The organism is Nocardiopsis sp. NPDC006938, assembly GCF_042869555.1.
Taxonomy (GTDB): Bacteria; Actinomycetota; Actinomycetes; order Streptosporangiales; family Streptosporangiaceae; genus Nocardiopsis.
On the sequence record NZ_JBIAGA010000001.1, the window covers coordinates 634,913 to 650,085 of the forward strand.

Consider the following 15,173-nt stretch of genomic DNA (forward strand, 5'->3'; position numbering starts at 1 on the left):
CCGGACCGGGAACGGACGCGGCGGCGGGGGCGGCGCCCGCCCCGGGCACCGCCCCCGCCGGGGCTCGTCACTCAGTCACCGCCGTGTCGGCGGTTCAGCCCTCGACCGGCTCCAGCTCGCCCTTGATCAGCGACAGGATGACGTGGTTGTCCTGGTACTGCTCGTTCTGGGAGGTCGGGGTGTCCCTCGGGAACTCCTTCACCCGGATGCCCTCCACCGCCGGGGCCAGGTACTTGTACGTCCAGATCGGGATGCGCGGAAGCAGCTCGTTGAAGACGATCGCCAGCGTCTTCAGGGCCTCCTTCTGCTCCTCCTCGCTCTCGGCCCGCTGAGCGGTGTCCACCAGTTCCCTGATGTCCACGTCTCCCTGGGAGGGGCTCTCGACCTCCAGGTCGAAGCCCTGGCCCGGGGAGTCCTCGGTACCGGCGTTCTCGGTGAGGAAGTTCATCTGGAAGGCGCCCCAGTAGTCGGGCTGTTCGGGGTTGCCCCAGTGGCGCACCGCGACCTCGAAGTCACCGGCGCCCCAGATGCCCCACGGGTTGTCCTCGGGGACGTTGCGCGCCTCGGTCTTGATCCCGAAGTCGTTCCAGGCTTCCTCGACCTGGGTCGCGGTCAGCTCGAAGTCACCCCACCCGGAGACACCGATGACCTCGAAGCTGGCCTCCTTGCCGTCCGGGAGGTACCACTTGCCGTCCTCCTTGGTCCAGCCGGCCTCCTCCAGCAGCTCCGTGGCCTTGTCCAGGTCCTGGTCGAAGGTCTCGAAGTCCGCCAGCTCCTCGGCGGTGAGGATCTCCTCGGCCTGGATGTCGGCCAGACCCGCGTAGTGCGTGACCCTGCTGTAACCCTCGCCTCGCGCGACCTGGCCGATCTGGTCGCCGTCGAGGACGTAGGCCAGCGCCTTGCGCACCCGCACGTCCTGGACCTCGGGCTTGGCCTTGTGGTTGAACATGATGCCGCAGCCGTCGTAGCCCGCGTGCTCGATCCAGCGGAAGCCCTCCACGCTCTGGAAGGCCTGCTGGTCGGCGGCGGAGGGTGCCAGGCTGGAGTAGTCGACCTCGCCCTGCTGCACCAGCAGCGCCGACTGCCGGTTGTCGCCCTTGTGCACGACCACCTCGTCGAACTTCACCTCCTTGCCCTGGTAGCCGTTCTCGTTGCGCACCAGGGTGATGCGCGCGTCCGACATCTGGGCCTCGTCGAACATGTACGGGCCGCTGCACACGATCTCGTCCGGGTTGAACTCGATGAACTCGGCGTTCCACTCGGCGTGCTCGTCGTCGCCCTGGCGGACGCCGTCGTTGACCATCTCGACCGCGCGCTCACCGAAGTTCTCGTAGGTGGCCTTCGAGACGATGCGGTGCTTGATGACGCTGCGCTCGATGTTGGGGAACGGGTTCTCGAACCCGAGGCGGACGCTGAGGTCGTCCAGCTTCTCCAGGTCCTGGACCTGGGGGAAGCCGAATCCCCACGGCGGGGCCTCCAGGACGCGCATGGCGTAGCTGCGGATCATGTCGTCCGCGTTGATGTCGTTCCCGTCGCTCCACTTCAGTCCGGAGCGCAGGCTCAGCACGAGGTCGTTGCCGTCCCACTCGTGCCCCTCCAGCAGGAGGTAGTCCCACTCGTGCTCGGCCCAGTTGTAGACGCCGCCGGGGCACAGGAACAGGTCCTTGTAGACCGAGTTGAGCAGCAGCGCGCCGTCCTCGCGGTGGACGTTGCGCGTCATGGAGTCCAGGTCGTAGTCGAAGACCCCGGTGAACTGCTTGGCGTCGGAACTGCCGCCGGAGTCGGCGGAGCAGGCGGACAGGAGTCCGGCGCCGGCGACCCCGACCGTGCTGAAGCCGACGGCCTTGAGGAGTCGCCTCCTGCTCAGGTCGTTCAGGATCGCGTTGCGAGAGGGGGTGGAGGTCATTCTTGACGCTTCCTTTCCAGAAGGACGGCGATCAGACCGAGGGCGAGCACGGCCAGGCCGACACCGATGGTGACGACGCTGATGACGAACTCGGCTGTGCCGGGGGATGTGATCACGGCCGTGAGGGTGCAGGAGAGGGTGAGGAACGCCCCGACGAACAGGCCGAAGCGTCCGATGAGGAGCAGCAACTCCCCCTCACCCCCGGGTGACGACGTGGCAGGCCAGCAGCCGGTCGTGGCTGCGGACCAGCGGTGGCCGAACGGTGTCGCAGCTGCCCTGCGCGAAGATCGGGCAGCGCGGGTGGAAGTCGCACCCCGGAGGCAGGTCGGTGAGGTCGGGGATGTCCGCGCTGCGCAGCCGGACCCGCTCCTTGTTCCTGGCCAGGTCCGGGTCCGGTTCGCAGACCGCGGAGATGAGGGCCTTGGTGTAGGGGTGCTGGGGGTCGTTGACCACCTGTGGGGTGGGTCCGTGCTCCACGACCTTGCCCAGGTACATGACCGCGATCTCGCCCCGCCACGCGAAGTACTTGGCCACGGCGAGGTCGTGGGTGATGAACAGGAAGCTCACGCCGAGTTCGTCGCGGAGCCTCCCGAGGGTGTTGAGGAGGCTGACGCGGATGGACACGTCGAGCATCGACGTGGACTCGTCCGCGATGATCACCTCGGGCTCCATCGCGAGGGCCCGGGCCACGGCGACGCGCTGGCGCTGGCCGCCGGACATCTGGTGGGGGTACTTGTCCAGGTAGTCCTCGGCCGGGGAGAGGTCGACGCGCTCCAGCAGTTCGGCGGCGACGCGGCGGGCCTCGTGGCGGTCCTTCACCAGCTTGTGGCGGCGCAGTCCGGCGGAGACGGTGGAGTAGACGGTGCGGACCGGGTTGAGGGAGGCGTAGGGGTCCTGGTGGATGTACTGGACCGAGCGGCGGAAGGCCGCCCGCTCCCCGCGGTCCATCGTGGCGACGTCCTTGCCCCGGAACAGGACCGAGCCCGCGGTGGGGCTGGACAGGGCGGCCGCCATCCGGGCCGTGGTGGTCTTGCCGCAGCCGGACTCCCCCACCAGGCAGAGCACCTGGCCGGGGCGGACGTCGAGGTCGACCCCGGCCACGGCGGGCACGTCGCCGCGCGGGGTCCTGAAGACCTGCTGGGCACCCTTGAGGGTGAGCACGGGGGGCTGGGCGCGACGCTCGTCCGCCTCCAGGGCCCGTGCGGCGTCGTCGGCGCCGATCACGGTGCCGGGGGCCGGTTCGCCGGGAGCGGGGGCCCCGGTCCGGCCGATGGTGCTCGCGGAGCGCGGAGCCGTGTCGTCGGGACGCGGTTCGGCGTGGGCGGGGTTGACGGTCCGGTCAATCACGGGAGACCCCCTCTGCGTGGAGTGCGGCGTCGGTGGAGCGCAGGCAGGCCGCCGTGTGGCTCAGGCCCGCGTCGCGGTGCTGGAGAACGTCGAGCGTCGGACGCGTGGTGGTGCAGACGTCCAGGGCGTGCGCGCAACGGGGGGCGAACGAGCAGCCCGTGGGCAGGGCGTTGAGGCTCGGCGGGCCGCCCGGCAGGGACTCGGGGACGTGGAGGTCGCCGACCACCGGCGGCACGGAGTTGATCAGCGCCGAGGTGTAGGGGTGCCGAGAGCGGTAGAAGATGTCCCGGGTGGTCCCGGTCTCGATGAGGCGTCCCGCGTACATCGTGCCGACCCGGTCGGCGAGTTCGGCGGCCAGACCGAGGTCGTGCGTGATGAAGACCATCGAGAACCGCAGTTCCTCGCGCAGTTCTGCCAGGCGCTCCACGATGGACCGCTGGGTGAGGATGTCCAGGGCCGTGGTGGGCTCGTCGAGGATGAGCAGTTGGGGACGGAGCGCGAGCGCCAGGGCGATGAGGCTGCGCTGGCGCATGCCGCCGGAGAGCTCGTGCGGGTAGCTGCTGAGGACGCGGGCCGGGTCGAGGCGCACCATCTCCAGCAGTTCGGCGGAGCGCTCGGTGATCTCCTTGCGGGAGCTGCGGCCGCCCGCCCGCTCGTGGGCGCGGAAGGTGTCGAGGAAGTGCTCCTCGATGCGCAGCACCGGGTTGAAGGCGTTCATGGCGCCCTGGAAGACCATGGCCGCCTCGTTCCAACGGAAGCGGCGCAGCCTCTCCTTCTCCAGGGTCCGCACGTCCACGCGCGTACCGTCCTTGCGGCGGAAGAGGATCTCTCCCTTGGAGACGACTCCGGTGCGCGGGAGGAGGCGCAGTAGGCCGAGTCCGAGCGTGGTCTTGCCGCAGCCGGACTCCCCCACCAGGGCCATGGACTGGCCGGGGTGCAGGTCGAAGGAGACGTCGTGGACGGCGGTGACGTGGGTGCGGCGGCCGGTGCGGTAGCCGACGTCGACCCCGCGGACGGACAGCAGGGGGCCGCCGGGCTCGTCCGGGGCGGCGGGGTGGTCGTTCACGGGGCTCACCTGTCCCGGAGTCGTGGGTTGAGGGCCTGTTCCAGGGAGCGGGTCATGGTGACCAGCCCGATCTGGAAGAGCATGATCATCACCATCGGGGCGACCAGGAAGGGCGCGGCCTGCGGGAGGAGGAAGGCGTTGTTGGACCAGGCCTGCTGGATCATCAGGCCCCAGTTCTCGGCGGTGCTGGGCAGCAGGCCGAGCAGGTACATGCCGACGACCGCGTAGATGGCGTTGGTGATGGCGATGATGAAGTTGATGAAGATGTAGCCCGCCATGTTGGGCAGCACCTCGACGCAGAGGATGCGGGCGGTGCCCAGGTCCTGGAGGCGGGCGGCCTCGATGAACTCGCGTTCCTTGAGGGTGAGTACCTGGGCGCGGATGGACCGCATCAGGTACGGCCAGGTGACCAGGCCGATGATGAAGGAGACCACCAGCGGAGAGGAGGTCCGGTAGAAGGAGGCGATGACCAGCATCAGGACGATGAAGGGGATGGTCATCGTGATGTCGGTCAGCTGGAGCAGGAAGTGGTCGACCCGGCCCCGGACGTACCCGGCGACGGCCCCGAGGGCGACGGCGATGGCGACGGTGATCAGGGCGGCCATGAGGCCGACCAGGATGGGTTCGCGCCCGCCGAGGACCAGCTGGGTGAAGGTGTCCTTGCCCTCGTGGTTGGTGCCGAGCCAGTGCTCGGAGCTCATCGGACCCCAGATCTTGCTGACGTCCGTGGGGTTGTGGTGGTCGATCAGGAGCGGGCCCACGAAGGAGAACAGCAGGACGCTGAGCACGAGGCAGAGTCCGATGAACCCGCTCGTGCTGCGGGTGATGCCCTGCCAGATGGTGCCCCAGACGCCCGCTGACGCTGGTGCGGTGGTGACGGCCATGCGTGCGTCCCCCTACTTCCGGATGCGCGGGTCGAGCCTGCTGTAGAGCAGGTCGGCGACGAGGTTGGCGATCACCACGCACGAGGTGATGATGATGAGCAGCCCCTGGAGGAGGGGGTAGTCGCGGTAGTTGACCGCGTCGAGGAGCAGGCCTCCGACGCCCTTGTAGACGAGGACCTGTTCGACGAAGATCGCACCGCCGACCAGGGTGCCGAAGGAGATGGCGATCTGGGCGACCAACGGCAGGACCGCGTTGCGGCCGACGTAGGCGGTGGCGATGCGGCCGTCGCGCAGCCCCCGGGCGCGGGCCACGGTCACGTAGTCCTCACCGAGGACCTCGGTGGTGGAGGCCTTCATGACGAGCATCCAGGTGCCGATGATGGCGAGCACGTAGGTGAAGATCGGCAGGGCGGCGTGGAAGAGCGCGTCGCCGACGAACCTGAACGTGAACTCCGGTTGGACGCCGGGGCTGAGGGTGCCGCGCAGTTCGATGGGGTTGAACCAGCCGAGGTACATGCCGCCGCCGACGACCAGCACCATGGCGATGAGGTAGTTGGGGATGGCGCCCAGGACCGAGGCCAGGATGCTGAGCACGTGGTCCAGGATCTGGTTGCGCCGGTAGGCCATGATCATGCCGAGGGCGAGGCCGAGGGCGATCGCGACGAGGGTGCCCACGCCGATGCTGAAGAGGGTCCAGGGCAGGTAGGCGCCGATGGCGTCGGTGACGCTGAAGCCGGGGCGGTTGATGGTGCCGCCGAGGTCGAGCGTGAACAGCCCGACGATGAACTCCCACCACTGCTTGAAGAGGGGCGCGTCCGGGTCGTAGGCCAGTGAGTGGATCGCGATGGCCCGGGCCTCGTTCATCGACATGCCGCCCTGGGTGAGGCGGCCCGCCATGACGTCGATGGGGTCGCCCGGCATGGCGCGTCCGAGGAAGAACGTCACGTTGGCCACCACGAAGACCACGACGACGGCCTTGCGTACCTTCACGAAGACGTAGTTGCGCCAGATCCGGCTGAGGAGGCGCTGGGCCGTCCCGGGGGCGGCGGGCCCGGGGTCGCCGGTGTCCGGTGGGGGTGGGGAGGCCGCGATTTCGGTGGCCACGAGGCTCCTTCGAGCAGGGGGCACGGCGGTGGTGGGGGATGGGGTGGGGGCAGGCACAGATTTATTAGGAAACTTTCCTAATAGAACGACACGGTAACGCCACCCCTGTGTCCCACGCCACCTTCGTGACCAAACGGCGTCTTTTGTGCGACATGATCGGCATCACAAAAAGAACAAAGGGCAACAAAACCACCCAAAAGACCAAACGCTTCATGGCCGCATGCGGTCACCTCTCCAAAGAAGCCCGAAGACGCTACTTTCGATGGTTTTCCGGCTGCTCGGGCGCTTCGTACCGTGACGGGGTCACCACACACCACCTGCCGGAGCGGGCCCGCTCCCCACCCGGCGGCAGGACAACGGAGGTAGCCCCCCGTGCCACGACCCGGCACCACCATCCGCTCGGTCTCGGTGGTCACCGCCACCGGCCTGGCCCTCTCCCTGGCGGCGGCCCTCCCGGCCTCCGCCGACCCCGTCGCCGCACCCCCGACCGCGGCCTCCACCGGCTACCCGGTGGAGGGGACCGCCCTGGCCCCCTTCCACGACCAGGAGATCGTCTGGACCGCGTGCCCCGAACCCGAACTGGTCGAACTCGGGATGGAGTGCGCCGAGTACGAGGTCCCCCTCGACTACGCCGACCCCGACGGCGCGCGGCTCACCATCGCCGCCGCCCGCGCCGAGGCCACCGAACCGGAGGAGCGCCGCGGCGTCCTCATGATCAACCCCGGCGGCCCCGGGGGCCCCGCCCGCATGATGGCGGGCATGTTCACCGGGACCTTCGCGCACGAGGCGTACGACCTCATCGGCATGGACCCGCGCGGCACCGGCGCCTCCTCACCCCTCGACTGCGGGGTCGAGTTCCCGCTGATCCGCCCCCGGGCCAGCGACGCCCAGATCAGGGAGGACACCCGGGAGAAGATCCGCTACTCCCGTGCCTGCGACGCCAACGAGGGCGACCGCATGCCGCACATGACCTCCGCCAACACCGCCCGCGACATGGACGTGCTGCGCGCCGCCATGGGCGAGGAGACGACCAACTACCTCGGCTACTCCTACGGCACCTACCTGGGCGCGGTGTACGGCACCCTGTTCCCGGAGCGGCTCGACCGCAGCGTCCTGGACTCCTCCGTCAACCCGGACGGGATCTGGCGGGACGTGTTCATGGGACAGGGACCCGCCGGCACCGCCAACGTCGAGCGCTACACCGACTGGCTCGCCGAGCACGACGACGTGTACGGGTTCGGCACCGACCCGGAGGAGATCGTCGCGGTCTTCGACGAGACCTCCGCCCGACTCGACGAGGAGCCCCGGGACGACGTCCCCAACGCCGGGCACCTCGACGGGGCCCAGTTCGACGCGCTGGTCGCGAGCCTGGCACGGTCCCAGGGCTACTGGGACTCCAGTTCCCAGTTCCTGCGGTTGCTGGTCGACGACGCGCCCGTTCCGGGCGAGGACGAGGAGTGGCCCGAGTCCGACCCCGTGTTCGACATGAACTTCGACCTGTTCTCGGCCGTGGCCTGCGAGGCCGAGTGGCCCGACCGGCTCGGCCTCTACCACCAGCAGGCCCGTGAGTACCGGGACGCGCACCCGTACAGCTCCGGCGCCATGTGGGCGACGCCGCAGGCCTGCACCTTCACCCGTAACGCCCCCGTCGAGGACGAGGTCCAGCTGGCGCGGGACGGTTACCCCGAAGCGCTGGTGATCGCCGCCGACTACGACGCCAACACCGCCTACGACGGCGGACCGGCCATGGCCGAGCGCCTGAAGAGCCCCCTGCTCACCGTCACGGACGAGGGCGGCCACGGCTTCACCCTGATGGTCGCCCCGGACACCGGGCGGCCCGCCTACCCCTGTGTGGACGACGTGGTGGAGGCCTACCTGGTCGACGGCGTGGTCCCGGACGACACCGAGTGCGGGGGCGTTCCCCGGCCGGAGAACCCGGGAGCGACGACCTTCGACGGCGCTCCGGAGGTCCCGTTGCCCAGGACCGACCGCCCGCACGAGTGGCCGCTGCTGAGCCCCCTGGGGTAGATCGGCGTACGAGACCCGCTGAGGCGACCGACACACGACGACGGCCCGCGCCATCCGATGGCGCGGGCCGTTCGTTCGCGGTGTGCGACTCCGGGCGGCCCGTCACGGGCCGCGCCGGATCAGCGGTTGGCGCCCTGGAGGCTCTCGCTGATCGGCTCCTCGGAGAACACGTAGCAGAGGATCTCGCGGTCCTCGAGCAGGTCCCAGGACTCGACGGTCGGCATGAGCCCGCTGGCGTAGATCTCGGACTCCATGAAGTCCACACCGACGAACTCCTGGAACGCGGGGCCCGTGCAGACCTCCTCCATGGAGGCGTTCACGGACTCGGCGCCCGGGAAGTCACCGTCCGGGAGCTCCTCGACGTGGAACACCTCGGAGTCGTGCGGCTCGGAGCAGTCGACCAGGGGGACGTCACCGACCTCGTCGCCGGCGTCGGAGGTGAACATCTCGCTCTCGGTGAAGCAGTCGCCGACACCGATCTCCATCACGTTGCCCGAACCGAGGACGGAGTCGAGCAGGTCGCAGGCGGACAGGCTGAGAACGGCGGAGGCAGCGGCGGCCGTGACGGCCGCGCCGCGCACGGCGCGGGAGAGGGAAGGCATGTGGATACTCCGGGGATGAATACTCGCGGGACATTCGCCGGGACGGCGATGGCGAGAACGAAAGAATTCACCAGGTCGCGCGGAATGTCAATCTGGTTTTCCGGGCGAACACGAATACGTAGCGAAGGAATACTCCACGTGAGCAACCGAGGGCACTCCCGACCACTTGACCTGGGAACACTTGACGAAGAACACACGCAAGGGGGAGGCTCTCCCATCAGGCGAGAGGAGAAGAGAAGGACGGGAAAACGATGGGAGACATCGATTCCGACGATTCCACGAGCCTTCTCATAACGGAAAGGAAACGGCCCTCCGGAGATCATCTCGCGGACCACTGACAGTTCGGGGCCCCGGGACGCGACGAGGGCCCGCGCCGGGTGGCACGGGCCCTCGTCGTCAGGGCGTGGGAGGCGATCCGGATCTGCGACTCCAAGGCCGCTCGACGGCTACAGGTTGGACTGCGCGAGGGTCCCGGTGGTCTGCGAACCGTCCATCTGCCCGATCAGGCAGAGGTACTCGCGGTCGCCCATCTCCCAGCCCTCCTCCATGGGGAAGAGGGTCTGGATGTCCAGGACGGACTCCTCGTAGGCCGTTCCCACGAAGGTCTGGAAAAACTCCAGGCAGTTCTCGTTGACCATGTCGATGACCTCGTCACGGCCCGGGTAGTCGAGGCCGCTGTCGAAGTCGCCCCCCCAGTAGACCTCCAGGTCGTGGGCCTCCGAGCAGTCGACGATCGGCACCGAGCTGACGGCTTCGTCGTACCCGGTCTCCATCTCGTTGAGGCAGTCGCCCACGGCCAGGTCGTTGACGTCCTGGTCCTCGGCGTCAGCGGGCGGGTCGGCCTCCTCGGTCTCCTCCTCGTAGTCGGTCTCCTCGGCCGCCTCGGGCTCGTACGCCTCGGTGGACTCGTCACCTCCCCCTGTGAGGGCGGGCGGCAGCAGCGGCAGACCGCACCCGGACAGGGACAGGGCGGCACCGGTGGCCAGCGCCGCGAGGGCGATACGGCCAAGCAGGGGGCGGTGCGCTTCGGACAGCATGACGGCTCCACGGGGTGTTGGTTGCCCGCCGACTTGGGAGGGGAACGGCGGTACGTATCCAGACGCACCCGGAGGCCGGAAGGTTTCGGCCGATTCGCGGATTCGTTCCCGGAACATCGGACATGACCTGGTCGGACGCGGAGGTCGGGCACGAGAGAGGGCCCCGGCCGGTGGAGACGAACTCCACCCGCCGGGGCCCTTCATGTGCGTCATCAGGGACTCGAACCCCGGACCCGCTGATTAAGAGTCAGCTGCTCTAACCAACTGAGCTAATGACGCCGGTCTCCGCCTCGAACCTCGCGGCTCTCTGCGGCAACGGAGTTAACTCTACCCGAACTTCGGAGCGCCCGGAGCCGAAACGGGCCGATGTGCCCCAGAACACGAGGGCCCTCCCGTGCGGGGGTTCCACACCCCCGGGGAGCACCGACGACTCCCGGGACAACGAGAGAGGGCCCCGGCCGGTGGAGACGAACTCCACCCGCCGGGGCCCTTCATGTGCGTCATCAGGGACTCGAACCCCGGACCCGCTGATTAAGAGTCAGCTGCTCTAACCAACTGAGCTAATGACGCCGGTCTCCGCCTCGAACCTCGCGGCTCTCTGCGGCAACGGAGTTAACTCTAGCAGGACCTCGGGGTCACCGCGAACCGATTCCGGGTCCGACCGGGACAGGCCCGGTCACACCACGGCCCAGGCCCGGAAGGGGGAACCCGCCGGGCACGGTCCGTACCGCTCCGGCTAGAAGAAGGCCACGAACAGGGCGACGATGACGCCGACCGTCAGGGCGACACCGACTCCGGCGAGTACCAGCGGCAGGATCGGGCGGCGCGGAGCCTCCTCGGGCTCGGGGTTCTCGTCGACGAAACGGCGGAAGTGCTGGGTGGTTCCCGCCGGGTCCATGTTGGGATCGTTGTTCTGCGTCATGGCCTTGACACTAGCGACTGATCCGACCGCTGAGCACCCCTTGGGCGAGATCTGGTCGATCTCACAACCGTCCGTTGGGGTGACCGGAACCCGAACTTTTCCCGAGACCCCAGGTCACTCCCGCCACATGGGCACCGCTTCACCCTCGGGCGGTGCGCCGCGACACCGAGGACTTCGCCTGGATGAAAGCCGTCCGTAAGACGGGTCACGCAGACTCATCCCCGGGGTTCCGGTCCCGGTCGGTACTTCCCCGCGGCCGTGCCCGCCCCCAAGGGCCCGGCGCGCAGTACCGCGGCCATCCGCGCCGTGGGCGAGACCCCGTGCGCCGGGTCCTCCCTCTCCACCAACCGCGCCAGGTCCGAGGCGGACCGCTCCGGGTGGGCGTCCATCCACGCCACCGCCATGCGCAGCGCCAACGGTAGACGGCCCGCCAGTTCCGCGACCCGGCGCAGCTCCGCCGTGGGACAGCGCTCCGGTCCCAACAGCGACCGCAGCAGCGTGATCGCGTGCTCCTCCGGCAGCGCGTCCACCGGGAGCGCTCGCAGACCGTCCCGGACCAGCAGGTCGGTGAGCCAGTTGCGGCTGACCACCACGGCGCAGCTGCCCTGGCTGCCCGGCAGCAGGGGCCGCACCTGGTGCGCGGTGGAGGCGTTGTCAAGAACGATCAGCACGCGGCGCCCGGCCATCAGGGAGCGGGCCCGCGCGGCCACCTCGTCGGCCTCGGGCACCTCCTCCCCCCGCTCCCCGGTGTCCACCGTCCCCGCCGACAGGGACCGCACCAGGCGGCGCAGGACCTCGGCCGGGTGACGCGGGGCCCCGTCGGGTCCTCGCAGGTTGACGTACAGCTGCCCGTCGGGGAAGTGCGTCGCCACCGAGTGCGCCCACCGCACCGCCAGGGCACTGCTGCCCGCCCCCGCGGGGCCGCGGACCAGGACACTGCCGGGGTCCGGTGAGCAGGGGTCGACGAGGCGGTCGAGTTCGGCGAGGGCGTCGGCCCGCCCCACCAGCGCGCGGGGGGCCGAGGGGAGTTCGGCGGGGAGCAGCGCCGAGGCGGGCCGGGGGGTCCGGCGGGCGGCGCAGGGCCGGACCTCGTCATGGATGCGCGGTCGCGGGACGAGCGCCCCGGTGGAGGCGCCGGCGGGGCCGGTCGTCGCCCGTGGACGGGCCCCGGGCCGGGAGTCGAGGTCGCCCCGCAGGATGCCGTGGAAGGTCTCCTGGAGCTCGCGGCCCGGGTCGGCCCCCAACCGCTCGGCGAGGACCGCGCGCGTCCTCGCGTAGACGCGCAAGGCCTCGCTCTGGCGGCCGGAGCGGAAGAGCGCGGTCATCTGCACCCGGACGAGCGGTTCGCGCTCGGGGTGGTCGGCGGCGAGCGAGCCCGCCCGGACGGCGACGAGCTCGTGCTCGCCCCGGGCCAGGGCCGTCTCGAACCCCCGCTCGGCCACACCGAGCAGCTCCTCGTTCAGCCGGGCCACGTCCCTGGAGTGCAGCAGGGGCGCGGCGACGTCGGTCAGGACCGGCCCGCGCCACAGGGTCAGGGCCCGGTGCAGGAGGTCCGCGTGGGCGTCGGACGCGCCCCGCTCGGCCGCGCGCTCGGCCAGGGCCGCCAGGTCGCGGAAGAGCAGGAGGTCGGACCGCTCCCGCTCCAGGTCGATGCGGTAGCCGCCGTCCGCTCCCAGGATGAGCGGGGTACCCAGGTGGCGTTCGAGGAGCGCCCGCGCCCGGGCCACGTGGACCTGGAGGGCGCCCTTGGCCGCGGGCCCCGGAGCGTCCCAGACCCGCTCGATGAGCTCCTCGGTGGAGACGGTCCGTCCCGCGTTGAGCATCAGGGTCGCCAGCAGCGCGCGGCGGCGGTCGCCGCGCAGGCTCAGCGGAGCGCCGTCGACCTGAACACCGAAGCGGCCGAGGAGGCTCACGTAGAGCCCCCGGGAGGCGGGTTCGGGCGCGGATTCGACGGTCGCCGCGCCCCGGGCCTCCGGCGGGCTGTACAGCGGCACGGCTCCATCCCCTCTGCGAGGCCGACACGGGTGTGCTGGGTGGAAACGTGCCGCCTCGCCTCCAGGGTGCCTTCTGAGCTGCGGCATCGCAATCGGATCGGGGACACTTGCCGAGGGGGCCGTCCCTTGAAATCCTTGAATCTCCCGGTTTTTCCCGCCAGTGCGTTGACTCTGCACCACGACCGAAAGAAACTTTCCTCCATGGCGCAAATCCCGAAGCCGTCTGGCGGCCGCGTGCACCCGGGCGACGTCGCTCCGCCACCCGTCCCCACGACGGTCCTGCGGATCAGGTCGTTGCTCCCCTCGCTGGCACCCGCCGAGCAGCGTGTGGCACAGCGGGTCGTCGACGATCCCGAGCGCGCCGCCGCCTCCTCGATCACCCAGCTGGCCAAGGACTGCGCGACCTCCGAGGCCACCGTCATCCGGTTCTGCCGCACCATCGACTTCAGCGGGTACCGCGAGCTGAGGCTGGCCCTGGCCACCGAGGCCGGACAGGCCCGGGGCGCGCGCGGCAACACCGCCGAGCTGGCCAGCGACATCAACCCCGACGACACCTTGGTCACCGTGGTACAGAAGATCGCCTACACGGACGCGCGCGCCGTGGAGGAGACCGGCGCCGCCATGGACGTCGAGGTACTGCGCGCGGTCATCGACGCCATGGCCAACGCGCGGCGGGTCGACATCTACGGTGTGGGCGCGAGCGCGTTCGTCGGCGCCGACCTGCAGCAGAAGCTGCACCGGATCGGTCTGGCCTCGTTCGCGTGGTCGGACGCGCACGTGATGCTGACCAGTGCCGCCCTCCTGGAGGAGAGCGACGTGGCGATCGGCATCTCGCACAGCGGCACCACCATCGACACCGTGCAGGCCCTGACCGAGGCGGGCCGCAGGGGTGCCCGGACGGTGGCGATCACGAACTTCCCGCGGTCACCGATCGGCTTCGCCGACCACGTGCTCACCACGGCCGCGCGGGAGACCATGTTCCGCTCGGGTGCCACGGCCTCGCGGCTGGCACAGCTGACCGTGGTGGACTGCCTGTTCGTCGGCCTGGCGCAGATCCGCTACACCGACAGCAGGACGGCCCTGGAGACCACCTACGAGGCGGTCCGCGGGCTGCGTCTGAGTGACGACCGCAGACGGCGGCGGGGCGACGCCTCCGCCGCGAGGAACACCCCCGACACCACTGGTAACGACGACTGACCCGCCCCCGCCGTGAAGGACGGGTGTGCGGACCGGACAGGAGAGCGCAGTGCACGGTGGCACGGAGCAGGACCCGAGGAACCCCTCCCGGGAAGCGGACGGTTCGGCAGGGGGTGAGGCCGTGATCGTGCGTGCGCCCACTGAGGAGCGCAACTCGGGCACCTACGACATCGACCTGCTCCCCGCCCTGGACGTGCTGCGGCAGATCAACGCCGAGGACACCACCGTCGCCGCGGCGGTGGCCGCGGTGCTGCCGGAGCTGGCCCGGGCCGTGGAGCTGGGTGTGGCGGCGCTGGAGCGCGGCGCGGGCATCCACTACTTCGGAGCGGGGACCTCCGGGCGCATAGCGGCGCTGGACGCGGCGGAGCTGCCTCCGACCTACGGGGTCCCCCCGGAGTGGGTGGTGGCCCACCACGCGGGCGGCGCCGAGGCCATGGCGCGCGCCGTCGAGGGGATCGAGGACGACTGGGAGTCGGGGCGTATCGACGCGGCCGCGGTGGAGCCGGGGTCCCTCGTGGTGGGGCTGGCCGCCAGCGGCCGTACCCCGTACGTCGGCGGGGCCCTGGAGGCGGCGCGGGAGCGGTCGGCCGCCACGGTGCTGATCAGCGCGAACCCGGAGGCCCCCCTGGCCTCCGGCGCCGACGTCCACGTGGGGGTGTCGACGGGTGCCGAGGTGATCGCCGGATCGACCCGGATGAAGGCGGGTACGGCGCAGAAGCTGCTGCTCAACGCCTTCTCGACCGCCGTGATGGTGCGGATCGGCCGTACCTACTCGAACCTGATGGTGGGGGTGGACGCCACCAACGGCAAACTGCGCGGGCGCGTGGTCACCATCCTGATGGAGGCCACCGGCCTGTCCGAGGCCGACTGCGCGCGCGCCCTCACCGAGGCGGACGGGGACACACGGGCGGCCCTGGTGTCGCTGCTGGCCGGTGTGGACGCCATCACGGCGGCGCGGTCGCTGGAGAAGTCCCGGGGCCGGGTACGGACCGCCCTGGCGGATCTGGGGCTGCCCGGTCAGGAGGCCCCGAAGGAGTAGCGGGCGCGTGCCGTGCCCGGCCGCAGGGGCGGGCACGGCACGGTCGC

Annotated in this window: 13 protein-coding genes and 2 tRNA genes; 3 read left to right on the plus strand and 12 right to left on the minus strand. The window is 70.3% G+C overall.

Annotation, left to right across the window (positions count from 1 at the left end):
- Positions 1-94: 94 nt before the first annotated feature.
- From ACFYL4_RS02640 to ACFYL4_RS02665, 6 genes are read right to left on the minus strand one after another with little or no spacing between them, the layout of a single operon-like run.
- A complete protein-coding gene (locus tag ACFYL4_RS02640; protein WP_357765811.1) occupies positions 95-1,906 on the minus strand; it encodes an ABC transporter substrate-binding protein in 1,812 nt (603 codons plus the stop codon).
- On the minus strand, positions 1,903-2,094 hold the full coding sequence (locus ACFYL4_RS02645; protein WP_357765809.1) for a hypothetical protein: 192 nt from the start codon (positions 2,092-2,094) through the stop codon (positions 1,903-1,905). Before ACFYL4_RS02645 ends, ACFYL4_RS02640 begins: the two co-directional genes overlap by 4 nt.
- A 7-nt stretch (positions 2,095-2,101) precedes the next feature.
- A complete protein-coding gene (locus ACFYL4_RS02650; protein ID WP_357765806.1) occupies positions 2,102-3,253 on the minus strand; it encodes an ABC transporter ATP-binding protein in 1,152 nt (383 codons plus the stop codon).
- A complete protein-coding gene (locus ACFYL4_RS02655) occupies positions 3,246-4,319 on the minus strand; it encodes an ABC transporter ATP-binding protein (protein WP_357765803.1) in 1,074 nt (357 codons plus the stop codon). Before ACFYL4_RS02655 ends, ACFYL4_RS02650 begins: the two co-directional genes overlap by 8 nt.
- Before the next feature lie 5 nt (positions 4,320-4,324).
- Complete coding sequence (locus ACFYL4_RS02660; protein ID WP_357765800.1) at positions 4,325-5,203, minus strand: ABC transporter permease; 879 nt, start codon at positions 5,201-5,203, stop codon at positions 4,325-4,327.
- 12 nt (positions 5,204-5,215) lie between these two features.
- The gene (locus tag ACFYL4_RS02665; protein WP_387515864.1) at positions 5,216-6,307 is read right to left on the minus strand and encodes an ABC transporter permease; all 1,092 of its coding nucleotides are present in this window, start codon (positions 6,305-6,307) and stop codon (positions 5,216-5,218) included.
- Positions 6,308-6,679: 372 nt separating this feature from the next.
- On the opposite strand from ACFYL4_RS02665, the gene ACFYL4_RS02670 reads away from it, so the two are divergent.
- Positions 6,680-8,335: an alpha/beta fold hydrolase gene (locus ACFYL4_RS02670; RefSeq protein ID WP_387515866.1), complete on the plus strand. Its 1,656-nt coding sequence runs from the start codon at positions 6,680-6,682 to the stop codon at positions 8,333-8,335.
- 119 nt (positions 8,336-8,454) lie between these two features.
- Here ACFYL4_RS02670 and ACFYL4_RS02675 read toward each other — a convergent pair whose 3' ends face one another.
- From ACFYL4_RS02675 to ACFYL4_RS02700, 6 genes are all read right to left on the minus strand, one after another.
- Complete coding sequence (locus ACFYL4_RS02675; protein ID WP_357765792.1) at positions 8,455-8,937, minus strand: septum formation family protein; 483 nt, start codon at positions 8,935-8,937, stop codon at positions 8,455-8,457.
- A gap of 446 nt (positions 8,938-9,383) precedes the next feature.
- Entirely contained in the window at positions 9,384-9,974 is a 591-nt protein-coding gene (locus tag ACFYL4_RS02680) for a septum formation family protein (protein ID WP_387515868.1), read from the minus strand.
- 205 nt (positions 9,975-10,179) lie between these two features.
- Positions 10,180-10,253: transfer RNA gene (locus ACFYL4_RS02685), tRNA-Lys, on the minus strand.
- A gap of 217 nt (positions 10,254-10,470) precedes the next feature.
- Positions 10,471-10,544: transfer RNA gene (locus ACFYL4_RS02690), tRNA-Lys, on the minus strand.
- Between the two features lie 166 nt (positions 10,545-10,710).
- A complete protein-coding gene (locus ACFYL4_RS02695; protein WP_357765787.1) occupies positions 10,711-10,896 on the minus strand; it encodes a hypothetical protein in 186 nt (61 codons plus the stop codon).
- Between the two features lie 215 nt (positions 10,897-11,111).
- Positions 11,112-12,890, minus strand: a complete 1,779-nt coding sequence (locus ACFYL4_RS02700) for an AfsR/SARP family transcriptional regulator (protein WP_357765784.1) — start codon at positions 12,888-12,890, stop codon at positions 11,112-11,114.
- Positions 12,891-13,091: 201 nt separating this feature from the next.
- Between ACFYL4_RS02700 and ACFYL4_RS02705 the strand changes: the two genes are divergently transcribed.
- Entirely contained in the window at positions 13,092-14,087 is a 996-nt protein-coding gene (locus ACFYL4_RS02705) for a MurR/RpiR family transcriptional regulator (RefSeq protein WP_357765781.1), read from the plus strand.
- Positions 14,088-14,136: 49 nt separating this feature from the next.
- Positions 14,137-15,126, plus strand: coding sequence for an N-acetylmuramic acid 6-phosphate etherase (locus tag ACFYL4_RS02710; protein WP_387515871.1), 990 nt, complete (start codon positions 14,137-14,139; stop codon positions 15,124-15,126).
- The last annotated feature ends 47 nt before the right edge of the window (positions 15,127-15,173 follow it).